Raw genomic sequence first — 25,364 nt, forward strand, 5'->3', positions numbered from 1 at the left:
ACCACAGCATCCGTCATGCAGTTCGATGTCCGCACCCTGTCGGCCGATATGGTCATCTCCCATCTGCTGGTCGACGGCCGCGATGAGGCCGACGCGCGCCGCCAGGTCGAGGCGCGCGGCCTGTTCGTCAGCGCCATCGCGCCGGCGCGCGGACGCCTGCCCGGCCGCGGCGGCAAGCGCGCCGCGCTGTCCCTGGTGCTGTTCAGCCAGGAGCTGCTGGCGCTGCTGACGGCCGGCCTGGGCATCGTCGAGGGGCTCGAGGCGCTGCTGGAAAAGGAGGCCAACCCGGCCACCCGCGGCGTGCTCGAGCGGCTGCTGGCCGGCCTGCGCGAGGGCCAGCGCTTCTCGGCCGTGCTGGCCGAGCAGCCCGAATTGTTCCCGCCGCTGTATGTCGGCATCGTCAAGGCGGCCGAGGGCACCTCCGACCTGCCGCGTTCGCTGTCGCGCTTCATCGACTACCAGCAGCGCATCGACGTGGTGCGCGGCAAGCTGGTGTCGGCCGCCATCTATCCGTGCATCCTGCTGCTGGTCGGCGGCGGCGTCAGCCTGTTTTTGATCGGTTACGTGGTGCCGCGCTTCGCCGAGGTCTACCAGGGCGCCGGGCGCGACCTGCCGTGGCTGTCGCAGCAGATGCTCAACTGGGGCCAGTTCGCCGGCCAGCACACCCTGCTGCTGTTGGGCGGCATCGCCGCCGTGCTGGGCGCGCTGGCGCTGACGGCGCGCCACCTGATGGCCGGCGGCGGCGTGGTGCGGCTGCTGGGCCGCCTGCCGGGCATCGGCGAGCGCGTGCGCATCTATGAATTATCGCGGCTGTACCTGACCCTGGGCATGCTCAGCGAGGGCGGCATCACCATCGTGCACGCCATCGACACGGTGCAGGGCATGGTCTCGGCCGGGCTGCGCCAGAACCTGCGGGCGGCGCGCACGGCCATCGAGGCCGGCCTGCCGCTGTCGACCGCCTTCGAGGCCAACCAGCTGACCACGCCGATCTCGCTGCGCATGCTGCGCGTGGGCGAGCGCACCGGCGACATGGGACCGATGCTGACCCAGTCGGCGGCCTTCTACGACGGCGAGATCGCGCGCTGGATCGACCGCTTCACGCGCACCTTCGAACCGCTGCTGATGGCCGCCATCGGCCTCATCGTCGGCGCCATCGTGGTGCTGCTGTACATGCCGATCTTCGATCTGGCCGGGGACATGTCATGACGGCGCAAGTGGATATCGCCGCCACCGACGCGGTGCCGGCGCTGGACACGGCGCTGGTGGCGCGCGCGCGCCATCTGCGCCAGCAATCGAAACGCACGCTGGTCGAGGAGCTCGAGGCGCTCAGCGGCATGGAGCCGCGGCTGGTGGTGCGGGCGCTGGCGCAGCCGTTCGGCATGACGGTGCTCGAAACGGTCGACATGCTGGCCTTCGTGCCGGCCTTCGACCTGCTGCCGCTGTCGCAGGCGATGGCGCGCTACTGCGTGCTGCTGCGCGGCTTCGACGGCGTGGTGGTGGGCGTCATCGCCGATCCGTTCGACCTCGATCTGCAGACCTGGCTCGGCACGCAGGCGCGCGCCACGCCGCACGCGCCGCTGCCGGTGCGCCTGGCGCTGCAGGCCGACATCCAGGCCTACCTGTCCAAGCAGGAGGAATCGGCGCGCGCCACCGACTCGCTGCTGCCCGGCGCCAGCGAGGGCCGGCGCGACGGCAAGACCGCCGCCGTGCTGTCTTTCGCGTCGGTGTCGGAGGCGGCCAGTCCGGCGGTCCGGCTGGTCAACTCGACCCTGTACGACGCCCTGAAGGCGGGCGCCTCGGACATCCACCTGGAGAGCACCTCCGGCGGCCTGGCCGTCAAGTACCGGGTCGACGGCGTGCTCGATCACGCCACCGCCGTCAACGGCATCGACGTGGCCGAACAGATCATCTCGCGCCTGAAGGTGCTGGCCGAGCTGGACATCGCCGAGCGCCGCGTGCCGCAGGACGGCAGCTTCCGGGTCGAGGCCAACGGCCGCGAGATCGACCTGCGCGTGTCCATCATGCCAAGCATCCACGGCGAGGACGCCGTCATCCGTATCCTCGACAAGCGCGCCATGATCGAAGCCTACGGTTCGCTCACGCTGGAGGCGCTGGGCTTCGACGCGCCGTCGCTGGCGACCCTGCGGGTGCTGGCGCAGGAAGCCTACGGCATGCTGCTGGTGACCGGGCCGACCGGCTCCGGCAAGACCACCACCTTGTACGCGGCGCTGACCGAGATCCACAACGGCCGCGAAAAGATCATCACCATCGAGGACCCGGTCGAGTACCAGCTGCCGGGCATCCTGCAGATCCCGGTCAACGAAAAGAAGGGGCTGACCTTCGCCAAGGGCCTGCGCTCGATCCTGCGCCACGATCCGGACAAGATCATGGTCGGCGAGATCCGCGACCGCGAGACGGCGGAAATCGCCGTGCAGTCGGCGCTGACGGGCCACCTGGTGCTCACCACCGTGCACGCCAATAATGTGTTCGACGTGTTCGGCCGCTTCACCCACATGGGGATCGATCCGTACGCCTTCGTCTCGGCGTTGAACGGCATCTGGGCGCAGCGGCTGGTGCGCATCAACTGCCCGCACTGCGCGGTGGAGTACACGCCGGACGAGCACGAACTGGCCAGCGTCGGCCTGCGCCGCGCCGATGTCTACGACTACCGCTTCATGCAGGGACCGGGCTGCGGCGATTGCCGCGGCACTGGCTACAAGGGGCGCCGTTCGATCGCCGAGATCCTGACCCTGAACGACGAGATCCGCGAACTGATCGTCGACAAGCGGCCGATCCGCCAGATCAAGCAGGCGGCCTACGACAACGGCACGCGCAGCCTGCGCCAGGCCGCGCTGGAGCTGGTCAAGCGCGGCGGCACCACCCTGGCCGAAATCAAACGGGTGACCCTGCATGCGTAGAATCATCGGACAATCGCTGCGCATCGGCGTGGCCGGCCAGGCGGTCAGCCTGGCGCGCGTGAGCCGCTGGCGCGGCGAGCCCTTCACGGTGCTGGCCGAGCACGCGATCGCGCCGTCGGCCGAGCATCCGTTCGACGCCATCGCCAACGCCTTGCGCGCGCTGCTGGGAGAGCAGGACGTGGGCGGCTGGCCGGTCGGCATCGTGCTGGCCGACGAACTGACGCGCATGTGGCGCGTGACGCCGCCGCCGGGCGCCACCCGCCTGGACGACATGGAGGCGGCGGCCGGGCTGCGCTTCCAGGCGCTGTACGGCGAGGCGCCGTCGGCCTGGCGGATCGCGGCCGACTGGAACGCCACCGAACCATTCTTCGCCGCCGCCATGCCGCGCGCGCTGCTGGCGGTGCTGGAACTGGTGGCGCGGGAATTCAAGCTCTCGGTGGTCGGCGTCGAACCGCATTTCGTCGGCGCCTGGAACCGCTGGCGGCGCGGCATGAAGCAGGGCGCCTGGTTCGGCCTGTTGCACGACAACCTGTTGACGTTGGCGGCGATCGACGCCGCCGCCAAGGGCGCGGGCGCGCAGTCGATGCGCGCGATCCGCGCGCTGCCGGTGCCGGCGGGCGCCGACGCGGCGTGGCTGACGCAGACGCTCAAGCGCGAGGCGCTGCTGCTCGACATGCCGCCGCCCGCGCTGCTGCAGCTGTGCGGCGGCGCCTCGGCCGGTGCGGCCGGCTGGACGCGCGCCGCCGGTGCGTCGCAGATTCCATGCGAGGCGCTCGAGCACGGACGGCATGCGGCCGGCGCCGGGCTGTCGATGGCGGCGCTGCTGGCGCGCGGCGGGAGCCTGGCATGAGCATGAATAGGAAAGCAATGCACAGCGCGATGCGCATCGACTTCGCGCCGCGCAGCCTGCGCCGCACCTTGTTCCACACGCATCCGGCGCTGCTGGCGCTGGCCGCCGCCGGACTGCTGCTGTGCGCCGGCGCGGCCTTCGGCGGCTGGAAGCTGGCCGGCGAGCGGCGCGAGCGCGAGCAGCAACTGAATCACGTACGGCAACGCGCGGCGGCCATGTCGGCGCGGCCGGTGGAGGTGGCGCGCGTGGTGATACCGGAGGCGCAGGCGGCCTTCGTCAACGGCGCGATCCTGCAATTGAACCTGCCATGGCGCGAGCTGCAGGACGCGGTGGCCGCGGCCACGCCGCGCAGCGTGGCGCTGGTGGCGATGGAGCCGGACCCGCGCAAGCAGGTGCTCAAGATCACCGCCGAGACCAGGACCAGCGACGACATGGTGGCCTACGTGGCGGACCTCAAGCAGCAGGAAACCTTCAGCGGCGTGGTCCTGACGCGCCACGAAATCAACGACCAGGACCCGTTGCGGCCCTTGCGCTTCCAGCTGGAGGCGACATGGATAACCCGATGAGCGCGTTGAGCGCCGTGAACAAGGTCAACGCCGGGGCGCTGGCTTTGCGCGCGCGTCTAGCGCTGCGGCGCCTTGGCGCGCCGGCCTGCGTGGCCATCGCCTTGTGCGTGGCCGGGGTGGCGGCATGGGCGTGGCTGCTGCCGCAGCGCGCGGCGCAGGCGCGGGTGATGGCGCGCCCGCTGCCGACGCCGTCCTCGCTGGTGACCTTGCCGCCGCCGCCGTCGGCCAACCAGAACCTGGCCGAGTTTTATCAGGTGCTGGGCGAGAACCGCTATGCCGAGCAGCAGGTCAAGGTGCTGTTCGACCTGGCCGCGAAATCGAATCTGGTGCTCAGCCAGGGCGAATACAAGTCCGGCTACGACAAGGCCAGCCGCGTCGCCACCTATCAGATCATCCTGCCGGTCAAGGGCCCGTACCAGTCGATCTGGCAGTTCGCCATGCAGGGGCTGCGCGAGATGCCGTTCGCCTCGCTGGACGAAATCGGCTTCCGGCGCGACACCATCGCCGAGCCGACGGTGGAGGCGCGCCTGCGCTTCACGCTGTACCTCAAGGACGGCGCGCCATGAAGCCCTACCAGATCGCGATGGGCGTGGCGCTGGCCGGCGCTGCGGCGCTGGTGGCTTTCGGCGACAACTCGCCGTCGTCGGGCATCGCCGAGCCGGTCGCGCGCGCCGGCAAGGCCGGCGACGTGGCTGCGGCCTTGCCGGCGCCGGCCGAGCGCTCCGGCAAGGAAGGAATAGCCACTCCCGAGCCGGCGATCCTGCGGCTGGTGCCGCGCGCGGCGCTGGTCGGCGACTCGGGCGACGCCAGCTTCGCCGCCGGCGAGGGCGTGTTCCTGGGCCAGAACTGGAATCCGCCGCCACCACCGGCGCCGCCGCCGCAATCGAACGCGCCGCCGCCAGCGCCGACGGCGCCACCGGTTCCCTACAATTATTTTGGCAAGGCCATCGCCGACGGCCAGTGGGAAGTCTATCTGGCGCGCGGCGACAAGACCTATGTGGTGCGCAACAAGACCGTGATCGAGGGCGCCTACCGCGTGGACCGGATCGCGCCGCCGGTGATGACCGTGACCTATCTGCCTTTGAATCAGGTACAACAGATTAATATTGGAGCATTCGACTGATGGCTAGTCATCTGAACACATGGCGCCGCCGCGCCGCGCTGCCCGCCATGCTGGCGATCGCCGTCGGCGTGAGCGGGTGCGCCGGACAAATGGCCTTCCGCGAAGCCAACCAGCTGGTCGCCAAGGACCAGGTGGAGGCGGGCCTGCTCAAGTACCAGGAGGCCGTGCGCGCCGAACCGGGCAACGCCGAATACCGCGCCGCCTATCTGGTGGCGCGCGACCGCGCCACGCAGCGCCTGCTCGACGAATCCGAGCGCCAGCTGGCGGAGGGCCATCCCGATCTGGCGGAGCGGGGCTTCCGCCGCGTGCTGGGCCTGGACCAGATGAACGAGCGCGCGCGCAGCGGCCTGCGCGCGATAGAACGCGACAGCCGCCAGGCCAAGCTGCTGGACGCCGCCATCGAACACGCCAACAAGAAGGAGTACGAACTGGCCAAGCAGCGCCTCAACGCGCTGCTGACCGAGACGCCGTCGAACGAGCAGGCGCGCCAGCTGCTGCGCGAAGTGACCGAGAAGAGCGCGCAACCGGTGGTGGAGTCGGGCCTGGCGAAGTCGTACAAGCAGCCGATCACGATCGAGTTCCGCGACGCCCCGCTCAAGCAGGTGTTCGAGGTGATCTCGCGCCGCTCCGGCCTGAACTTCGTGTTCGACAAGGACGTCAAGACCGACCAGCGCACCACCGTCATGCTGAAGAACAGCACCGTCGAATCGGCGATCTACTTCCTGCTGCTGACCAATCAGCTGGAGCAGCAGGTCATGGACGCCAACACCATCCTGATCTACCCGAACGTGGCGGCCAAGCTGAAGGAATACCAGGAGATGACGGTCAAGACCTTCTTCCTGGCCAACGCCGAGGCCAAGCTGGTGGCCAACACGCTCAAGACCATCCTCAAATCGCGCGACGTCGTCGTCGACGAAAAACTCAACCTGCTGATCGTGCGCGACAACCCGGAGGCGATCCGCCTGGCCGAGCGCCTGATCGCGGTGCAGGACGCGCCGGAAGCGGAGGTCATGCTGGAGGTGGAGATCCTGGAGGTCAAGCGCGGCAGGCTGCTCGACCTGGGCGTCCAGTGGCCGACCAGCGTGGGACTGTCGCCGCTGTCGACTTTGGACGGTGGCGGCATCACCATCCGCGACCTGCGCCGTTTGAATTCGGACAGCATCGGCATCAGCGGCGTATCGGCCACGATCAACGCCAACAAGACCGACACCGATTCCAACCTGCTGGCCAATCCGCGCATCCGCGTGCGCAACAAGGAAAAGGCCAAGATCGTCATCGGCGACAAGCTGCCGGTGATCACGGCGACGGTATCGTCGGGCATCGGCGGCTTCGCCAGCGACAACGTCACCTACGTCGATGTCGGCCTGACGCTCAACGTCGAACCGACCATCTATCTGAACAACGAGGTGGCGATCCGCGTGCAGCTCGAGGTGAGCAACCTGACCAACACCATCACCACCAAGAACGGCGGCACCGCCTATCAGATCGGCACGCGCCAGGCCAGCACCATGTTGCAGCTCAAGGACGGCGAGAACCAGGTGCTGGCGGGCCTGATCAACAACGAGGAGCGCGGCACCGCCAGCAAGCTGCCCGGCGCCGGCGACCTGCCGATCGTCGGCCGCCTGTTCGGCAGCAAGCGTGACGACAACCAGAAGACCGAGATCGTGCTGTCGATCACGCCGCACCTGATCCGCAATGTGCAGCGTCCGGAGGCCAGCGCCTCTGAATTCTCGGCCGGCACCGAGGCGAGCTTCCGCCGCCGTCCCGACTTGACCTTGCGCACGCCGGTGCAGTTGCCCGGCGCGATGCCGGCGCCGGCCAACCCCGCCGCGCCGGCCAACCAGCCGCCGACGGGGGCGACCACCCAGGCGATCCTGCCGCCACCGGTGCAGTCGATGCCGATTTCGACCGGCCAGCCGGCGCCGCTGCCGCCGACGCAAGGAGCGCAGCCGCAACCGGTGCAGCCGGCGGCCGAAATCTCGCCGCCGCCGCAGCAGTGACGCCGGGATGGGCATGATGCGCGCGCGCGGTTTCACGCTGATCGAATTGCTGGTGACGTTGACCATCCTCGGTTTGCTCAGCGTGCTGGTGATACCGACCGCGCAGGTGGTGGTGCAGCGTCGCCAAGAGCAGGAGCTGCGCGAGGCGCTGCATGAGATCCGCCAGGCCATCGACGCCTACAAGCTGGCCTACGACCAGGGCCGCGTGACCAAGTCGCTGGCCTCGACCGGATATCCAAAAACGCTGGAGCTGCTGGTCGAGGGTGTGCCGGATCTGCAGAATCCCAAGCATGCGAAGATTTATTTTCTGCGCCGGGTGCCGCGCGATCCGTTCAATCCGGACACCACGCTGAGCGAGGCGCAATCATGGGGCAAGCGCAGTTACGCCAGCGAAGCCGATCAGCCGAAAGAGGGCGAGGATGTCTACGATGTTTTCAGCACGAGCGAAAAGAGCGGCTTGAACGGCGTTCCGTACAAAAAATGGTGACCATGAAGACCAAGGGTTTCACGCTGATCGAGTTGCTGGTGGTGCTGGGTATCGTTGCGCTGATGCTGACGCTCGCCGTGCCGCGCTACTTCCCCAGCATCGACAAATCGAAGGAAGTGGTGTTGGCCGATAACCTGCGCAATATGCGCACGCTGATCGACCAGTATTACGGCGACACGGGCCGCTATCCGGATACGCTGGACCAGTTGGTCGAGAAAAAATACCTGCGTGCGCTGCCGGTCGACCCGATCACCGACAGCGAAACGACGTGGATCATCGTCCCGCCGGAGGACGGCACCAAGGGCGGCGTCTACAACATCAAGAGCGGCGCGCCGGGCAACGACCGTAGCGGCAAGCCTTACGCCGACTGGTGATGCGGCGGCCGCGCAAGCGCCGCGAGGGCGGCTTCACCTATCTGAGCCTGATCATCCTGGTGGCGATCATCGGGCTGGTGTCGGCGTCGGCGCTGAAGCTTGGCTCGGTGCTGCAGCGGAGCAGGGCGGAGCGGGAGCTGCTCGACATCGGCGCCGCGTTCAGCGACGCGCTGCAAAGCTACGCCAACGCCACGCCGGCCGGCTATCCGCCGCAGCCGCCGTCGTTGAAGGAGCTGCTGCGCGACCCGCGCTTTCCCGGCGTGCGGCGCCATTTGCGCAAGGTGTATGTCGACCCGATGACCGGCAAGGCGGAATGGGGCATCACCTACCTTGGCGACAAGGTCGGCGTGCTGGCGGTGTACAGCTTGTCGGACGCGAAGGCGGTCAAGATCGGCAATTTCCCGTCGCGGTTCCAGGGCCTGGCCGGCAAGCAGAAAATTTCGGAGTGGCGTTTCGCCGCGACCGGCGGCGCGCCGACGGCGGGGCAGAACGTGCAACCGGGCGCGGTGGAAGTGAAGCCGGGCATGCCGCCGCCGGGGAGTCCTCCCGCGCCGGTGCTGCCGCCGCCCGACGCGCCACCGGCGCCCCCGCCGCCGGAGCCAGAGCCAACCCCACCGCCCGAGGAGGAAAAACCCGCGATGGAACCGGAGCCGCCGGCCGAGCCGCAGCCGGAGCCACCGCAGCCGGAACAGAAATGACATCTAAAATCTAAAACACGTAAACCGCCAAGCTCCGTCGGCGGTCCAAAAGATCAGCCCGTGTAGAAATGTTAGACCTGACCCCGGAGGTTTTTACCTCGCCGTGCGCTTGAAATCGCGGAAGCGGAACCCCATCGCCATCAGCGCGCCAAAATACACCAGCGCCGACACGCCGATGACCACGATCAGCGCGCCGATGCGCAACAGCGTTTGATGCGCCATGGCGGTCCAGTCGACCTGCGCCGCGCTGTACCACGCGGTGGCGCCCATCAGCGCGCAGGCGATCACCAGCTTGGCGAAGAACAGCGCCCAGCCGGGCTTGGGCGTGTAGATGCGGCGCCGGCGCAGCCCCGTGAATAGCAAGCCCGCGTTCAAACACGCGCCCAGGCTGATCGACAACGCCAACCCGGCCACCGCCAGGTGCGGCACGAAGATCATATTCATCAGCTGGGTGGCGACCAGCACGCCCACCGCGATGCGCACCGGCGTGCGGATGTCCTGCCGCGCGAAGAAGGCCGGCGCCAGGATCTTGACCAGGATGATGCCCAGCAGGCCGACGCTGTAGGCGATCAGCGGCTGGGCCGACGCATGCGCCGCCGCCGCCGTGAATTTGCCGTTCTGGAACAGGGTGGAGATCAGCGGCACGGCCAAGGTGGCCAGGCCGACGGCCGCCGGCATCGCCAGCAAAAAGGTCAGGCGCAGGCCCCAGTCCAGCAGCGAGGAATATTCCTCCGTGTCGCCGCCGACGTTGGCCTTGGACAGGCTGGGCAGCAGGATGGTGCCCAGCGCCACGCCCAGCATCGCGGTGGGGAACTCCATCAGGCGGTCGGCGTAGGTCAGGAAGGAGATGCTGCCTTCGGCCAGGTTGGAGGCGATGCTGGTGTTGATCAGCAGGCTGATTTGCGCGGCGGCGACGGCGAACACCGCCGGCCCCATTTTCTGCAGCACGCGGCGCACGCCCGGGTCGCGCAGTCCCGACAGCGGATTGAGCGAGATGCGCGGCATCATGCGGATCTTCAGCAGCGCCGGGATCTGGATCGCGACCTGCAGCAGGCCGCCGACGAAGACCGCGATCGCCATCGCGTAGATCGGCCGCTCCAGATGCTGCTGCAGGAACAGCGACGCCAGGATCGACGCGATGTTCAGCAGCACCGGCGTGAAGGCGGGGATCTTGAACTGGCTCCAGGTATTTAAGATGCCGCCGGCCAGCGCCACGAACGACATGAAGGCGATGTAGGGGAACATCAGGCGCGTCATCCACACGGCGGCGTCGAAATCGTCCGGCTGCAGGCCGCTGGCGACCAGCAGCAACAGCAGCGGGGCGCCGATGATGCCCAGCGCGGTGATCGCCACCGTGGCCCAGACCAGCGTGGTGCCGACATGGTCGGCCAGGTTGCGGGTGGCTTCCTCGCTCTGCTTGTTCTTGTATTCGGATAAAATGGGCACGAACGCTTGCGAGAACGCGCCCTCGGCGAACAGCCGGCGCAGCAGGTTGGGGATGCGGAAGGCGACGTTGTAGGCATCGGTCATGCCCCCGGCGCCGAAGGCCCGGGCGATGAGGATTTCGCGCAACAATCCGGTGATACGGGACAGCATGGTCATGCTGCTCAGGGCGGCTAGAGTTTTAAGCAAGTTCATGGGGCATGATTATAGTTGCTCCCGCCGAAAAAGATCGCTATAATCGCAGGCTGTACAGAATTCTGTTACGCAGACACTAATGTTTGGCAGGCAGCAGTTTGGCTCACATGGTTCGGCAGACGCACTGAACGCACCTGTTTGGCAAACAATAATGTTTGCAAACGCACCTTTACCCTGATTTAGGAAATTCCATGGCAAATACCGCACAAGCGCGCAAACGTGCTCGTCAAGCAGTCAAGCAAAACGCTCACAACTCGTCCCAGCGTTCGACCCTGCGCACCGCTATCAAAGCAGTTCGCAAGGCAATCCAGGGCGGCGACAAAGCTGCTGCGACCGCAATCTTCCAGTCGTCCGTGTCGACCATCGACAGCATCGCCGACAAAAAGATCATCCACAAAAACAAGGCAGCTCGTCACAAGAGCCGTCTGGCAGCTGCCCTGAAGGCACTGTCCGCTTAATTCCCCTCGTCGGGAAGCAAAGCAAGAACCCGCGCTGACCAAGGTCGGCGCGGGTTTTTTCGCTTGTGGCGAACCCCGGCGTGCATTGAACGGGACGCGCGCTCCGCCTCTTAGGGGTCGTACCCCGAGGGGTACGACCCCGCATGGCAGTGCGGGTTACTCCAGCTACGCGCTCAACTCCTTGGCCGACACCTCGCGCCACTCGCCCGGCATCAACGGATGCGACGCCAATGAAATGGCGCCGATCGCGCTGCGCACCAGCCGCAGGGTGGGCAGGCCGACGGCCGCCGTCATGCGCCGCACCTGGCGGTTCTTTCCCTCTTGTAACGTGATGGCCAGCCAGCTGGTCGGCTGTCCCGCGCGCTCGCGGATCGGCGGATTGCGCGGCCACAGCCATTCCGGCTCGGCGATGCGCACCGCCTGGCACGGCTTGGTGATGAAATCGCCCAGATCGATCGGCGCCTGCAATTTGGCCAGGCTGGCGGCGTCGGCCACGCCCTCGACCTGTACCAGGTAGACCTTGGCTTCCTTGTGGTCCGGATGGGCGATCTGGTGCTGCAGCTTGCCGTCGTCGGTGAGCAGCATCAAGCCTTCGCTGTCGGCGTCCAGGCGCCCGGCCGGGTAGATGTTGGGGATCTTTAAATAGTCGGCCAGGGTGGCCTTGTCGTCCTGCGGCGAGAACTGGCACAGCACTTGGAAAGGTTTATTAAATAGGATGAGGGGCATGCTTGTCTGGCTGTGGAATTGGTGTAGGCTTGAAGGCCGGTGTCGTAAAATCGTGGCGCCCACTAAAATACTGGTGCATAATGCAAAACGCCTGTCTTATGTCTTATAGAAGACCTAGGTATTTGTACTAACTTGGCAATAAAATAAAGATCCTTGCCCCGGTAGCAGTATTGTATGCGGCTTGCCGAGCGTCCACTTCGGAGAACACGATGTACCAACATATCAAAGTACCTGCCGACGGCCAGAAAATCACCGTCAACGCCGATTTTTCCCTGAATGTACCAGATAACCCGATCATTCCCTACATCGAGGGCGACGGTACCGGGGTGGACATCAGCCCGGTCATGATCAAGGTGGTCGACGCGGCGGTGGCCAAAGCGTACGGCGGCAAGCGCAAGATCAACTGGATGGAAATCTACGCTGGCGAAAAGTCGACCTCCGTGTACGGCCCCGACGTGTGGTTGCCGGAAGAGACGCTGACGGTGCTGAAGGATTACGTGGTCTCGATCAAGGGTCCGTTGACGACGCCGGTCGGCGGCGGCATCCGTTCGCTCAACGTGGCGCTGCGCCAGCAGCTGGACCTGTACGTGTGCCTGCGTCCGGTGCGCTACTTCACCGGCGTGCCGTCGCCGGTCAAGGAGCCGGAAAAAACCAACATGGTGATCTTCCGCGAGAACTCGGAGGACATCTACGCCGGCATCGAATACCAGCAGGGTTCGGAAGGCGCCAAGAAGCTGATCGACTTCCTGGTCAAGGAAATGGGCGTGACCAAGATCCGCTTCCCGGAAACGTCGGGCCTGGGCATCAAGCCGGTGTCGATCGAAGGCACGCAGCGCCTGGTGCGCAAGGCGATCCAGTACGCGATCGACAACGACAAGCCGTCGGTGACCATCGTCCACAAGGGCAATATCATGAAGTACACCGAGGGCGGCTTCCGCGACTGGGCGTACGAGCTGGCGCTGAAGGAATTCGGCGCCGAGCTGATCGACGGCGGCCCATGGTGCAAGTTCAAGAATCCGAAGACCGGCCGCGACATCACGATCAAGGACTCGATCGCCGACGCGTTCCTGCAGCAGATCTTGCTGCGTCCGGCGGAATACAGCGTGATCGCCACGTTGAACCTGAACGGCGACTACATCTCGGACGCGCTGGCGGCGCAGGTGGGCGGCATCGGCATCGCGCCGGGCGCCAACATGTCGGATTCGGTGGCGATGTTCGAAGCCACGCACGGCACCGCGCCCAAGTACGCCGGCAAGGATTACGTCAACCCGGGTTCGCTGATCCTGTCGGCTGAAATGATGCTGCGCCACATGGGCTGGACCGAAGCGGCCGACTTGATCATCAAATCGATGGAGAAAGCCATCGACTCGAAGAAGGTCACGTACGACTTCGCGCGCCTGATGGAAGGCGCGACGCAGGTATCGTGCTCCGGCTTCGGCGCGGTGATGATCGAACAGATGCAGGATTGAGGACCACGAAAACACGTAGGGCGGATTAGGCGGAACGTCGTAATCCGCCATGTATGCGTCGCGTTGACGCACGCAATGGCGGATTACGCTACGCTAATCCGCCCTACGTGGTTTAGATGGAATCTGATTACCCGGCCGGAGTCACTTCCACAGCATCAAGGGCAGCATGCCCCATGCGGCGAGCACCAGCGTGCATTGCAGCGCGGCCATTAGCGCCACGGTGTCGGCGACATTGCGCGGTCCGCCACGCCATTGCCGCGCCAGCCCCGCCGCCAGCGTCAGCGGCAACGCCGCCGTCACCACGGCCAGCGTCGCGCTGGCCATCGTCAATTCCCCCATCCGCATGAACGATTGCAGATAGAACAGCGGCGCCGGCAGCGCCAGCGCGAGCACACCCATCAGCGGCGCGAACAGCGGACCGCGCGTCCGCGGCCGCGCGCGCAGCAGCCGCCAGCTACCAATAGTCACCACGTATGCCAGTCCCAGCAGCCCGGCCGCCAGGCTGGCCCATAGCCCGGCGAACAGCGCCATGTTGGCCTTGGCGTAGTTGCGGATGCCGTCGCTGACGATGCGCTGGCCGTCGTCGCCGATCAGCAGCACGTGCGTGTTGTCGAGCCGCCCGGCTTGCGTGAACAGCCGGCCACCCGTCGGCGTCAGCACGGTCGGCTTGCCCTGGAACGGCGCCAGCCGCAGCGTGCCGCCGTCCCAGCTCATCCGCACGAAGTTGAACACGATGTCGGTCCAGGCCAGGTTGCTGATCTTGTGCATCGCCGGCACGTAGATGCCCGGCCAGGCGCCGATGTCGCCCGCCGGCGCGGCCCGCTGGACCACGGGCGCGGCGGGCGGCAGCTCGAGCGCGTCGATCAGCAATCGGGTGAAGCGGTCGTAGTCGGCCGTTTCGCTATCGGTGTTCACGGCAACAAAAAACGCCTTGTGCCGGGCCGGATACACGCACAGCATGGCGTTGAAGCCAACCGTGGTGCCGGGATGGCAGTAGCCCAGCTGGCCGTGGCGGTCGCGTCCGACCAGCGCGTGGCCGTGGCCCGTCGTCAGGCCGGCCCGCACGGCTTCGGTGCCGGCCGGTGTGCCGAGCTGCGCCATGAGCCTGGGATCGATGAACGGCTTGCCGTCGATGCCGCCGTCGCCCATCAGGAACGCGGCGAAGCTGGCCATGTCGGCGGCGGTGGTGGTCAACTGCGCGGCCGAGGGCAGGTAGTTGGGCGTGGCCGCTTGCGTGACGCCGTGTTCGAAGTGGCCCATCGCCAGGCGCGGGTCGGCGCCCGGGCCGGTTTGCGTGACGAAGCCGAAGGTGCTGTCGCGCATGCCCAACGGTTTGAGCAGTTGCGTGTCCAGATAACGGTCGTAGCGCTGGCCGCTGACCGCTTCGATCACCATGCCGAGCAAGCCGTAGCTGATGTTGGAGTAGGCGAAGCGGCTGCCGGGACGCGACTGCACCGTCAGCAGCGCGGCGTCGGCGCCGGTGAAGGCGGCGTCCAGCGGCGTGTCCGCCGTTGCCGTCAGGCTGAACACGTGCCACAGCCGGAAGTTTTCCAGCCCGGCGGTGTGCGACAGCAGGTGCCGTACCCGGACTGGATCGGTGGCTTCCCAGCGGTTGTTGAACGATAGCGCCGGCAGCAGCGTGGCGACCGGGGTGTCGAGCGAGAGCCTGTCTTCGGTGATCAGGCGCAGCACGGCAATGGCCACCAGCGGCTTGGCGACCGAGCCGACCTGCACCCGCTGGTCGGCGCGCATGGCGGCGCCGCTGCCGGCGTCGGCCAGGCCGGCGGCGCCGGTGTGCGCGCCGCCCTCGGGCGTGACGGTGGCCCAGACGGCGCCGGTCAGCTGTTCTTGCTGCAGAGTGCGTTGTATTTCCGTCGCCAGCGGCGCTGCCGCCCAGCCGCGCAGCGGCATCGACAGCGCGACCAGGATCGCGGTCACCAGCGGTATCAGATAAGTCATAGTGGGGGAGGGAACGTCGGACTTCTACAACACTTTTATATGGCTATCCTCGACCCCAAGCGGACGACGGACGAAAAAAAACCCCGCAGACGGGGTTTTTCACATCTGGTGCCGTGGTGCTTAGGCAGCTTGGATGTTGGAAGCTTGCTTGCCTTTAGGGCCTTGCGTGACTTCGAATTGAACTTTTTGACCTTCTTTGAGGGTCTTGAAACCGTTCATGTTGATTGCGGAGAAGTGAGCAAACAAATCCTCGCCGCCGTCATCTGGAGTGATGAAGCCAAAACCTTTGGAATCATTGAACCACTTAACTGTACCTGTTGCCATAAAAAGAACTTTCAAAATTAAAACGGATCACACGAGCCATAAAAGCAAGAAGCTTCTTGCCCCCTCCTCACGCCTCACTTCTTATCAACATGTACATTTCTGCACGAAGCCGATAACGCATTGTTAGCGGACCAATTTTTAAAGTCAAGCAGATTTGTATGCATTTTGCTACTTTTGATCGTCTTAGCGAACATGCAACTCTTGATTTTAACAAATGGGTCGCCATCTGCGCCATGTTAAGAAAACGCGTAAGATGGAAAACAATTGGATGTGTATAGTGAAATGCACATTGCATCAACCCCGAAAGCATTAGAATATAAGCGTATGGCAACCAAGCATGACACCGAAACCCTTTTGGAGCGGCAAGCGCTGAAGCCGCCACCTTTGTACCAGGTGGCGTTGCTCAACGATGACTACACGCCGATGGAGTTTGTAGTCGCTATCATCCAGGAGTATTTCAACAAAGACCGTGAAACAGCCACGCAAATAATGCTCAGTGTTCATCGCTACGGCAAAGGAGTGTGCGGCGTGTTCTCTAAAGATATAGCCTGTACCAAAGTGGAGTTCGTTTTAACGCATGCGCGCAAGGCAGGTCACCCCCTGCAGTGCGTGATGGAGGAAGTATGATTGCGCAGGAATTAGAAGTAAGTTTGCACATGGCGTTTGTCGAAGCGCGACAGGCCCGGCACGAATTCATCACGGTGGAGCACTTGCTGCTGGCCTTGCTGGACAACCCTTCGGCTGCCGAAGTGTTGCGCGCATGCGCCGTCAACATTGAAGATCTGCGCAAAACCCTGACCAATTTCATCGGCGACAACACGCCGACCGTGCCCGGCACCGGTGAGGTCGATACCCAGCCGACGCTCGGTTTCCAGCGCGTGATCCAGCGCGCCATCATGCACGTGCAGTCGGCGTCGAACGGCAAGAAGGAAGTGACCGGCGCCAACGTGCTGGTGGCGATCTTCGGCGAGAAGGACTCGCACGCCGTCTACTACCTGCACCAGCAGGGCGTGACGCGTCTGGACGTGGTCAACTTCATTTCGCACGGCGTGCGCAAGGACCAGCAGACCGATGCCGCCAAGGCCTCGGAAGGCGTGGAGGAGGGCGCGCCGGGCGGCGAAGGCCAGACCAAGGAAAGCCCGCTCGACCAGTTCACGCAAAACCTGAACAAGTCCGCCGCCGAAGGCAAGATCGATCCGCTGATCGGCCGCGAAGACGAAGTCGACCGCGTGATCCAGATCCTGTGCCGCCGCCGCAAGAATAATCCCTTGCTGGTCGGCGAGGCCGGCGTCGGCAAGACCGCCATCGCCGAGGGCCTGGCCTACCGCATCACGCAAAGCGATGTGCCGGAGATCCTGCAAAACGCCGTCGTGTATTCGCTCGACATGGGCGCGCTGCTGGCCGGCACCAAGTATCGCGGCGACTTCGAGCAGCGCCTCAAGGCCGTCCTCAAGCAATTGAAGGACAACCCGAACGGCATCCTGTTCATCGACGAGATCCATACGATCATCGGCGCCGGTTCCGCTTCCGGCGGTACGCTCGACGCGTCGAACCTGCTGAAGCCGGCGTTGGCCAACGGCCAGCTCAAGTGCATCGGCGCGACCACCTACACGGAGTTCCGTGGCGTGTTCGAGAAGGACCACGCGCTGAGCCGCCGCTTCCAGAAGGTCGACGTCAACGAGCCGACCGTCGAGCAGACGGTGCAGATCCTGCGCGGCCTGAAGTCGCGCTTCGAAGAGCACCATGGCGTCAAGTACTCGTCGTCGGCGCTGTCGACGGCGGCCGAACTGGCCGCCCGCTTCATCAACGACCGCCATCTGCCCGACAAGGCGATCGACGTCATCGACGAGGCCGGTGCAGCGCAGCGCATCCTGCCGAAGTCGAAGCAGAAGAAAACCATCGGCAAGACCGAAATCGAGGACATCATCGCCAAGATCGCCCGTATCCCGCCGCAGACCGTCAACCAGGACGACCGCAGCAAGCTGCAGACCATCGACCGCGATTTGCGCAACGTGGTGTTCGGCCAGGATCCGGCGATCGAAGCGCTGGCGTCGGCGATCAAGATGGCGCGCGCCGGCCTGGGCAAGACCGACAAGCCGATCGGCTCCTTCCTGTTCTCCGGTCCCACCGGCGTCGGCAAGACCGAGGTGGCGAAGCAGCTGGCCTTCATCCTGGGCATCGAGCTGATTCGTTTCGACATGTCCGAGTACATGGAGCGTCACGCCGTGTCGCGCCTGATCGGCGCGCCGCCGGGTTACGTCGGTTTCGACCAGGGTGGTTTGCTGACCGAAGCCATCACCAAGAAGCCGCACGCGGTGCTGCTGCTCGACGAGATTGAAAAAGCCCATCCGGACATTTTCAACATCCTGCTGCAGGTGATGGACCATGGCACCTTGACCGACAACAACGGACGCAAGGCCGACTTCCGCAACGTGATCATCATCATGACCACCAACGCGGGCGCCGAAAGCTTGCAGAAGTCGTCGATCGGCTTTACGAATTCCAAGCAGGCGGGCGACGAGATGGCCGACATCAAGCGCATGTTCACGCCGGAGTTCCGCAACCGTATCGACGCGACCATCAGCTTCCGCGCGCTGGACGAGGAAATCATCCTGCGCGTGGTCGACAAGTTCCTGATGCAGCTGGAAGAGCAGCTGCACGAGAAAAAGGTCGAGGCTATCTTCACCGAGAAACTGCGCAAGTTCCTCGCGAAGAAGGGTTTCGATCCGCTGATGGGCGCACGGCCGATGTCGCGTCTGATCCAGGACATGATCCGCAAGGCGCTGGCCGACGAGCTGCTGTTCGGCCGTCTGGTGACCGGCGGCCGCGTGACCGTCGATCTGGACGAGAAGGATGTCGTCAAGCTGGAGTTCCCGGAACCGCCGGACGCCGCGCCGACCTTGCCGCCGGAGACCGTCGAAGTCGATTAAGTCGGCTAGCAAGACCCCGAAAACCCCGCCAGCCCGAGCGCGCATTGCGCCCAGGGCAGGCGGGGTTTTTTTACGTCCGTCGATTGAGCGATGCGCGACCCGCAAGGCCGGGCGGGGTCGGACCCGACGGGTCCGACCCCTGTTGGCGGCAGTGCGGGTTACGGTTTTTGCATGCAAAAATGAAAATACAATTTGACACGATTCTGATTCTAACTGATACTTTAAATACTCCATATTATCAATAAAACATCATAACCAAGGATCGTCATGTTCAAGTTTCTGCTGCCGGCACTCGCTGCCGGTTTTTTGTGCCTGCCCGCTTTGGCCGGCACGGTGGTCATCCATCAGGTCTTCGACCTCGGCCTGCCCGACACCGTCACCGGCTCGCTGCTGCGCTATTCCAGCGACGAGTTCGCCCCGCAGACCATCCACCAGGGCGACACCGTCGAGCTGGACTACGCCTTCCTGCCCGGCCAGGCGGTGAGCATGTATAGCGGCAACGGCTACCAGCTGTTCAACCTGGGCCTGTACCAGGACGCCAGCGATCCCCTCAACACCAGCAACTTCACCGTCGAAGGCTTGCAGATGACGCTGTCCGGCCTGTCCGGTGCCGCGCTGGCGCCGCTGAGCGGCTTCAACCAGAGCGGCGGCACCGCCCACCTCGGCGCCTTGTTCGGCGGCCCCTATCTGCCGGCCGACACCGCCATAATCTTCACTGGCCTGCGCGCGCGCTTCGTCGTCGGCGAGCTGGAAAACGGCTACGCCCACTACAACGCGGCTTTCTTCAGCGTGGCGGCGGCCGGCGTCGATGTGGCCGAGGTTGCGGTGGTGCCCGAGCCGGACGCCTACGCGCTGTTCGGCGCCGGCCTGATGATGCTGGCGCTGCTGCGCCGGCGCGCCTGATCGGAGGCCCGCATGCGTTATCCGACCCTGCTTTCCGCCGCCTTGTCGCTGGGCGTTGCCGCCGGCGCCCACGCCGCCGACGCCACCATGGCCGGCCCGCTGGCCGCCGCCGCGCGCGATGCCGGCCCGGCCTTGATCGAACAACTGCTGGCGGCCCAGGCCCGGCCGGCGCCGTTCGGGCTGGCGCTCGACACCATCCACCCCGGCGTCGCCGGCACGCGCGTCGCGCGCCTGCACCACACGTATCGGGGCCTGCGCATCTGGCAATCCGAATCGGTGGTGACGCTCGACGACGGCGGCGCCGTCATCGACGAAACGCCGAGCGACCGCCGCGCCGCGTTGGCCAAGGCCACGGAGGAGGGCGTCGACGCGCTGCCCGAACGTCCCCCGGTGAGCGCGCAGGAGGCCATCAACCTGGTCCTCGCCGGCATCGAGCGCGGCGCGCAGCCGCTGGAGGAGACCACGGCCGAGCTGGTCGTCTACCCGCTGATGGCGAGAACCCGCAGCCGCACCGGCGCGGGCAAGCCGGTGGCGCAACTGAACGCGGTCGACCTGGAGGACGTGGTCACCGATTACCGGCTGGCCTATGTCGTCAGCACGCGCATGTTGATCCGCAACGACCTGCAGTTCTGGGATCACATCATCAGCGCCGAGGACGGCCACCAGATCGACCGCCTCAACGTCCGCACCGACGTCGCCGGCACCGGCCACAGCCAGTACAGCGGCACGGTCAAGCTCAACACCACGCTGAGCGGCGGCCCCTATCTGATGAAGGACGGCAGCCGCGGCGTGAACGGAAAATTCGGCGGGCTGGCGATCACCAACGCCAACAACGACTACATCCCGACCGGCACGCTCTACAGCGACGCCGACAACCAGTGGGGCGACGGCCAGCAATACGTCAGCGGCGCCAGCACCACCGGCGCCAACGGCCAGACGGCCGCCGTCAACGCGCTGTGGGGGCTGGCCAGCACCTACGACACGATGAAGAACGTCATGGGCTGGCACAGCCTGGACGGCAACGACACCGCCACCTACGCCACCGTGCACTACGGCCAGGGCTACACCAACGCCAACTACGACGAGGCGTGCCGCTGCATCCGGGTCGGCGACGGCAACGGCGTCGACTACAAAAACCTGGGCGTGATCGACGTGCTGGGCCACGAAATGGGCCACGGCGTCACAGCGCGCACGTCCAAGTTGCCGATGTACGGCGAGGCGGGCGGCCTCAACGAATCGGGCGCGGACATCAACGGCGAAATGGCCGAAGCCTACGCCCGCAACGGCGCCGGCGGCAAGGCGGTCCCGGCCGGCAACGACTGGATGATCGCCAAGGAGGCGTGGTACCAGGGCCAGGCGCTGCGCTACCTGCGCAAGCCGTCGAAGGACGGCAAGAGCGCCGACGCCTGGAGCGTCGATATCGGCAAGCTCGATCCGCACTACAGCAGCGGCGCCAACAACCGCATGTTCTATTTCCTGTCGCAGGGCTCGGACGCGACGCCGGGCGCCGAGGGCCACAGCGCCTACCTCAAGCGCTCGCCCAAGGCCATGACCGGCATCGGCAACGACGCCGCCTACCGCATCTGGTTCACCGCCAACACCACCAAGTTCGCCGCCGCCACCAATTATTCGGCCGCGCGCGCCCGCATGATCGAGGTGGCGCGCCAGCTGTACGGCGACGACAGCGCGCAGGCGATCGCGGTGCAGCGCGCCTACGCGGCCATCAATGTCGGCTACGACGTCGACGAGCTCGGCTACAAGTCGCCGGTGGCCTTGCTGACCCAGCCGGCCAGCACCGGCGTCACCGTGGGCCAGCCGGCCAACTTCACCGCCTACGCCGAGGCGGGCACGGCGCCTTACTACTACGCCTGGTACAAGAACGGCGCGCGGGTCCGCAACGTCACCGGCCCCGGCTACAGCTTCACCGCGACGGCGGCCGACGCCGGCGCCAAAATCACCGTGCGCGTGACCGACAGCGCCAACCTGCCGACCACGGCCACCAGCCAGACGGCGGTGCTGACCATCAATCCGCCCGGCACCTTGTACGAGCGCATCGTCAACGGCGGCTTCGAGGACGGCGAGCTCGACTGGGCGGGCAGCCTGAACAACATCGGCGGCTGGAGCCAGTACCCGGCCCACGCCGGCAAGAAGATGGCGTGGTTCGGCGATTATGAATCGCCATCGGGCACGGCGCTGTACCAGGTGGTGACGATCCCGGCGCACAGCCCCACGGCCAAGCTGTCGTTCGCGCTGAAGGTCAGCACCACCGAGAGCACGGCCAAGGTGGAGGACCGCTTCCGCGTCGAGCTGCGCGGCCTGTTCAACCAGCCGCTGGCGCTAATCAAGGAGTTCAGCAATCTGGACGCGGCGCCGGGCTTCGTCGTGCATAGCTACGACCTGAGCGCCTTCCGTGGCCAGACCGTGCGGCTGCGCTTCGCTTCAAGTTCTAACGGTAGTCTGCCGACCTCGTTCATGCTCGATTCCGTCAGTCTGAAGACTGAGTAAAAACGTTTTCTTTGCCCGGACCGGTCAAGGTATGCCAGAATCGTCGTTCCCTTCGACAACTTGCAAAGCCTGTCCATGTCACCGTTCCGCCTCCGTCCCTTTGCCCTGACACTGATGTCCGCCGGCCTGCTGGCCGGTCAGGCCGCCGCCGCCGATGCCTACTACCGCTTCCCCTCCATCCGTGGCGACGCCGTCGTCTTCACCGCCGAGGGCGATCTGTGGAAGACCGGCGCCCAGGGCGGCCAGGCGCAGCGCCTGACGACCCACCCGGCCGCCGAAACCAACGCCGCCATTTCGTACGACGGACTATGGATCGCCTTCTCCGCCTCGTACGAGGGCGCGCAGGAAGCCTATGTGATGCCGCTTGCCGGCGGCCTGCCCAAGCGGCTGACGTTCGAGAACGGCGCCGTGACGGTGCTGGGCTGGACGGCTCAGGGCGAGGTACTGGTCAGCACCCAGGATTCGAAAGGGCCGTCGGCGCACCGCATCGTCGCTGCGGTGCAGCCATCGACCTTGCAGCGGCGCGTGTTCGCCGTCGCCGACGCCAACGACGCGGTGCTCGACGACGCCGGCAAGACGCTGTACTTCACGCGCTACGGCCTGGCCCTGACCAACGACAACGTCAAGAACTATCGCGGCGGCGCCCACGCGCAGCTGTGGCGTTACGACTTGAGCGCGGGTGCGTCGGCCGAAGCCGTGCCGCTGCTGGCGGCCGACGCGGGCAACAACAAGCGCCCGATGTGGTGGCGGGGACGCCTGTACTTCATCAGCGACCGTGGCGGCTCCGACAACCTGTGGTCGATGGCGCCCGATGGCGGCGACCCTCGCCAGCTGACAAAGCACACCGACTGGGACGTGCGCAACGCGGCGCTGGGCGACGGCCGCATCGTCTATCAGCTGGGCGCCGACCTGCGCGTGTTCGACCTGGCCGGGTCGGCCGACCGGCAGTTGGCTATCGGCTTGGTGTCCGACTTCGACCAGCAACGCGCGCGCCAGATACGCTCGCCGCTGGAGCAGTTGACCAACGTGCAGTTGTCCGGCAAGGCCGAGCGGCTGGTGTTGACCGCGCGCGGGCGCGTCAGCCTGGCCGGCACGGGCGCCCAGCGCCGCGTCGAGATCGCGGTGCCGGAAGGGGCGCGCGCGCGCGAGGCGGTGTTCAGCCATGACGACAAGTGGGTCTACGCGATCGTCGACACCACCGGCGAAAACGAGATCTGGAAGTTCGCCGCCGACGGCTCGGGACCGGGCGAGCAGCTGACGCGGGACGGCATCAGCCACCGCTGGCAGCTGTATCCGTCGCCGGACGGCCGCTGGCTGGGCCACACCGACAAGAAGGGACGTTTCTGGCTGCTGGACCTGGCCACCAAAGCGAACATCGTCATCGACGACGCGGGCAAGGCCGGCGTCGACAAGCACGACGAAATCCTGTGGTCGGCCGACAGCAAGAACCTGGCGCTGGTGCGCGCCGCGACCACCGAGCAGCGCGAGCAAATCGGCTTGTACAACCTGGCGTCGAAGCAGCTGACCTTTGTCACCAGCGACCGCTACACGTCACGTTCGCCGGTGTTTTCGCCGGACGGCAAATGGCTGTACTTCCTCTCGGCCCGCAACTTCCAGCTGGCGAACGGTTCGCCGTGGGGCGACCGCAATATGGGACCGGTGTTCGACAAGCGCACCGGCGTCTACGCGCTGGCGCTGCAGCCGGGGAACCGCTTCCCGTTCAAACCGGACGATGAATTGGGCAAGCCGGGCGAGAAGGCCGCCGAGGGTGCGGCCGACAAGGCGGTCGAGCAGGCGGCCGAGAAGGCGGCGGAGAAGGCGGTGGAAAAGGCCGCCGCCAAGGCGGCGCCGCCGGTGAAAAAAGCGGACAAGTCGCTGCCGGAGATCGTCTACGCCGGCCTGCAGGACCGCTTGTACGAAGTGCCGCTGGCGCCAGGTAACTACCGTGGCTTGAGCATGGACGACAAGCGCCTGTACTTCCTGGAAGTGGAGTCCAGCGACGGCAAGGCGAACCTGAAGACGCTGGCGATCGCCTCCAACGGTCCGCAGCCGGAGACCTTCGCCGCCGGCGTGCGCGAATTCGATCTGGCCGCCGACAAAAAGCATCTCTACTACCGCACCTTCAGCGGCGGTCCGGGCGACATGATCATCGTCGAAGCGGGCGCCAAGGCGCCCACCGACACCTCCAAGGCCAAGGTCAGGATCGACGACTGGAGCTTCACCTCCAATCCGCGCCTGGAGTGGAAGCAGATGTTCAACGACGCCTGGCGCATGCACCGCGACTTCCTGTACGACGCCAAAATGCGCGGCGTGAACTGGACCGGCGTGCGCGACAAATACGCGCCGCTGGTCGAGCGCGTAACCGACCGCGCGGAGCTGAACGATATCCTGGGCATGATGATCAGCGAGGTCGGTTCGCTGCACTCGCAGATCTCGCCGGGCGATATCCGCCGCCCCGCGCCGGAGGGCGTGCCGTCCGGCCTGGGCGCGCTGCTGACGCGCACCGACGAGGGCTACCGCGTCGATCACGTGTACCGCAGCGAGCCGGAGCTGCCGTCCGAGCACGGACCGCTGGCCCAGGCCGACGTCAATGTGAAGGAGAGCGACATCATCACCGCCGTCAACGGCAAGCCGGTGACGGCCGTGCGCGACATCGCCGACCTGCTGCTGAACCAGGCCGACAAGCAGGTGCTGCTGCAGATCAAACGCAAGGCCGGCGGCAGCGGCCCGGTGATCGTGATGCCGGTGAATATGGCCAAGCAGGCCAGCCTGCGCTACAGCGACTGGGAGCAAAGCCGCGCGCGCCAGGTCGAGACGGCGTCGAAGGGACGCATCGGCTACCTGCACCTGCGCGCAATGGGGCCGCGCGACATCGCCTCGTTCGCGCGCGACTTCTACGCCAACGTCAACCGCGAGGGCCTGATCATCGACGTGCGGCGCAACAACGGCGGCAACATCGACAGCTGGATCATCGAGAAGCTGCTGCGCAAGGCCTGGGCCTTCTGGGCCGCGCCGGGCGCGCAGCCGGCGCCGAACATGCAGAACACCTTCCGCGGCCACCTGGTGGTGCTGGTCGATGAGCTGACCTATTCGGACGGCGAGACCTTCGCGGCCGGCGTCAAGGCGCTGGGGCTGGCGCCGCTGGTCGGCAAGCGCACGGCCGGCGCCGGCGTTTGGCTGAGCGATAACAACCGCCTGAGCGACAACGGCATGGCGCGCGTCGCCGAGAACGGCCAGTTCAACACGGCCGACGGCCATTGGCTGATCGAAGGCGTGGGCGTGACGCCGGACGTGGAAGTGGACAACCTGCCGCATGCGACCTTCATGGGCCAGGACCGGCAGCTGGAGGTGGCGTTGGAGCTGCTGGATAAAAAACTGAAGGAACAGCCGATCAAACCATATCAACCGCAGGTGATCCCCGCGTTGAAATAAGGAG

Annotated in this window: 21 protein-coding genes; 17 read left to right on the top strand and 4 right to left on the bottom strand. The window is 65.9% G+C overall.

All coding sequences use genetic code 11. From position 1 onward, the window contains the following. Nucleotides 1-15: 15 nt before the first annotated feature. Genes JOD97_RS30100 through JOD97_RS30145 form a run of 10 tightly spaced genes read left to right on the top strand, consistent with a single transcriptional unit; the run spans nucleotide 16 to nucleotide 9,016 of the window. Nucleotides 16-1,206 carry a type II secretion system F family protein gene (locus JOD97_RS30100; RefSeq protein WP_209726487.1) on the top strand — a complete coding sequence of 397 codons (1,191 nt, stop codon included), beginning with the start codon at nucleotides 16-18 and terminating at the stop codon, nucleotides 1,204-1,206. Further along, nucleotides 1,203-2,918 carry a GspE/PulE family protein gene (locus JOD97_RS30105; RefSeq protein ID WP_209726488.1) on the top strand — a complete coding sequence of 572 codons (1,716 nt, stop codon included), beginning with the start codon at nucleotides 1,203-1,205 and terminating at the stop codon, nucleotides 2,916-2,918. The genes JOD97_RS30100 and JOD97_RS30105 overlap by 4 nt, the downstream gene beginning before the upstream one ends. Further along, nucleotides 2,911-3,768, top strand: coding sequence for a hypothetical protein (locus JOD97_RS30110; protein WP_209726489.1), 858 nt, complete (start codon nucleotides 2,911-2,913; stop codon nucleotides 3,766-3,768). Before JOD97_RS30105 ends, JOD97_RS30110 begins: the two co-directional genes overlap by 8 nt. 2 nt (nucleotides 3,769-3,770) lie before the next feature. After that, a complete protein-coding gene (locus JOD97_RS30115; protein WP_229264823.1) occupies nucleotides 3,771-4,334 on the top strand; it encodes a hypothetical protein in 564 nt (187 codons plus the stop codon). Beyond that, on the top strand, nucleotides 4,319-4,900 hold the full coding sequence (locus JOD97_RS30120; RefSeq protein ID WP_229264824.1) for a hypothetical protein: 582 nt from the start codon (nucleotides 4,319-4,321) through the stop codon (nucleotides 4,898-4,900). The genes JOD97_RS30115 and JOD97_RS30120 overlap by 16 nt, the downstream gene beginning before the upstream one ends. After that, nucleotides 4,897-5,457, top strand: a complete 561-nt coding sequence (locus tag JOD97_RS30125; RefSeq protein WP_209726490.1) for a hypothetical protein — start codon at nucleotides 4,897-4,899, stop codon at nucleotides 5,455-5,457. Before JOD97_RS30120 ends, JOD97_RS30125 begins: the two co-directional genes overlap by 4 nt. Beyond that, entirely contained in the window at nucleotides 5,457-7,457 is a 2,001-nt protein-coding gene (locus JOD97_RS30130; protein ID WP_209726491.1) for a secretin N-terminal domain-containing protein, read from the top strand. The genes JOD97_RS30125 and JOD97_RS30130 overlap by 1 nt, the downstream gene beginning before the upstream one ends. A gap of 13 nt (nucleotides 7,458-7,470) precedes the next feature. Beyond that, nucleotides 7,471-7,944, top strand: a complete 474-nt coding sequence (locus tag JOD97_RS30135; protein WP_373999974.1) for a type II secretion system protein — start codon at nucleotides 7,471-7,473, stop codon at nucleotides 7,942-7,944. After that, nucleotides 7,938-8,318, top strand: coding sequence for a type II secretion system protein (locus JOD97_RS30140; protein WP_209726492.1), 381 nt, complete (start codon nucleotides 7,938-7,940; stop codon nucleotides 8,316-8,318). The genes JOD97_RS30135 and JOD97_RS30140 overlap by 7 nt, the downstream gene beginning before the upstream one ends. Beyond that, the gene (locus JOD97_RS30145) at nucleotides 8,318-9,016 is read left to right on the top strand and encodes a type II secretion system protein (protein WP_209726493.1); all 699 of its coding nucleotides are present in this window, start codon (nucleotides 8,318-8,320) and stop codon (nucleotides 9,014-9,016) included. The genes JOD97_RS30140 and JOD97_RS30145 overlap by 1 nt, the downstream gene beginning before the upstream one ends. A 93-nt stretch (nucleotides 9,017-9,109) precedes the next feature. On the opposite strand, the gene murJ is transcribed toward JOD97_RS30145, so the two are convergent. Then, nucleotides 9,110-10,654, bottom strand: a complete 1,545-nt coding sequence (gene murJ / locus JOD97_RS30150; RefSeq protein ID WP_209726494.1) for a murein biosynthesis integral membrane protein MurJ — start codon at nucleotides 10,652-10,654, stop codon at nucleotides 9,110-9,112. Between the two features lie 191 nt (nucleotides 10,655-10,845). On the opposite strand from murJ, the gene rpsT reads away from it, so the two are divergent. Further along, nucleotides 10,846-11,112, top strand: coding sequence for a 30S ribosomal protein S20 (rpsT, locus tag JOD97_RS30155; protein ID WP_008446456.1), 267 nt, complete (start codon nucleotides 10,846-10,848; stop codon nucleotides 11,110-11,112). A 165-nt stretch (nucleotides 11,113-11,277) separates the two neighbouring features. Here rpsT and JOD97_RS30160 read toward each other — a convergent pair whose 3' ends face one another. Beyond that, the gene (locus JOD97_RS30160; protein ID WP_209726495.1) at nucleotides 11,278-11,838 is read right to left on the bottom strand and encodes a pseudouridine synthase; all 561 of its coding nucleotides are present in this window, start codon (nucleotides 11,836-11,838) and stop codon (nucleotides 11,278-11,280) included. A gap of 209 nt (nucleotides 11,839-12,047) precedes the next feature. Here JOD97_RS30160 and icd point away from each other — a divergent pair, with 209 nt between their 5' ends. Further along, nucleotides 12,048-13,307 carry an NADP-dependent isocitrate dehydrogenase gene (icd, locus tag JOD97_RS30165; protein ID WP_209726496.1) on the top strand — a complete coding sequence of 420 codons (1,260 nt, stop codon included), beginning with the start codon at nucleotides 12,048-12,050 and terminating at the stop codon, nucleotides 13,305-13,307. A 141-nt stretch (nucleotides 13,308-13,448) separates the two neighbouring features. Here the strand turns inward: icd and JOD97_RS30170 are convergent, their stop codons facing one another. Beyond that, entirely contained in the window at nucleotides 13,449-15,266 is a 1,818-nt protein-coding gene (locus JOD97_RS30170) for a serine hydrolase (protein WP_209726497.1), read from the bottom strand. A gap of 120 nt (nucleotides 15,267-15,386) precedes the next feature. Beyond that, entirely contained in the window at nucleotides 15,387-15,590 is a 204-nt protein-coding gene (locus JOD97_RS30175) for a cold-shock protein (RefSeq protein WP_010395943.1), read from the bottom strand. A gap of 324 nt (nucleotides 15,591-15,914) precedes the next feature. Here JOD97_RS30175 and clpS point away from each other — a divergent pair, with 324 nt between their 5' ends. From clpS to JOD97_RS30200, 5 genes are all read left to right on the top strand, one after another. Further along, complete coding sequence (gene clpS / locus JOD97_RS30180) at nucleotides 15,915-16,217, top strand: ATP-dependent Clp protease adapter ClpS (protein WP_090315375.1); 303 nt, start codon at nucleotides 15,915-15,917, stop codon at nucleotides 16,215-16,217. Next, on the top strand, nucleotides 16,214-18,520 hold the full coding sequence (gene clpA, locus JOD97_RS30185; RefSeq protein WP_209726498.1) for an ATP-dependent Clp protease ATP-binding subunit ClpA: 2,307 nt from the start codon (nucleotides 16,214-16,216) through the stop codon (nucleotides 18,518-18,520). Before clpS ends, clpA begins: the two co-directional genes overlap by 4 nt. 267 nt (nucleotides 18,521-18,787) lie before the next feature. After that, nucleotides 18,788-19,423, top strand: a complete 636-nt coding sequence (locus tag JOD97_RS30190) for a PEP-CTERM sorting domain-containing protein (RefSeq protein WP_209726499.1) — start codon at nucleotides 18,788-18,790, stop codon at nucleotides 19,421-19,423. 12 nt (nucleotides 19,424-19,435) lie between these two features. Further along, a complete protein-coding gene (locus JOD97_RS30195; protein WP_229264825.1) occupies nucleotides 19,436-21,928 on the top strand; it encodes a M4 family metallopeptidase in 2,493 nt (830 codons plus the stop codon). 114 nt (nucleotides 21,929-22,042) lie between these two features. Next, entirely contained in the window at nucleotides 22,043-25,360 is a 3,318-nt protein-coding gene (locus JOD97_RS30200) for a S41 family peptidase (RefSeq protein ID WP_229264826.1), read from the top strand. Nucleotides 25,361-25,364 lie beyond the last annotated feature (4 nt).

The sequence above is a fragment of the Duganella sp. 1411 genome, from assembly GCF_017833525.1.
Taxonomy (GTDB): domain Bacteria; phylum Pseudomonadota; class Gammaproteobacteria; order Burkholderiales; family Burkholderiaceae_D; genus Rugamonas.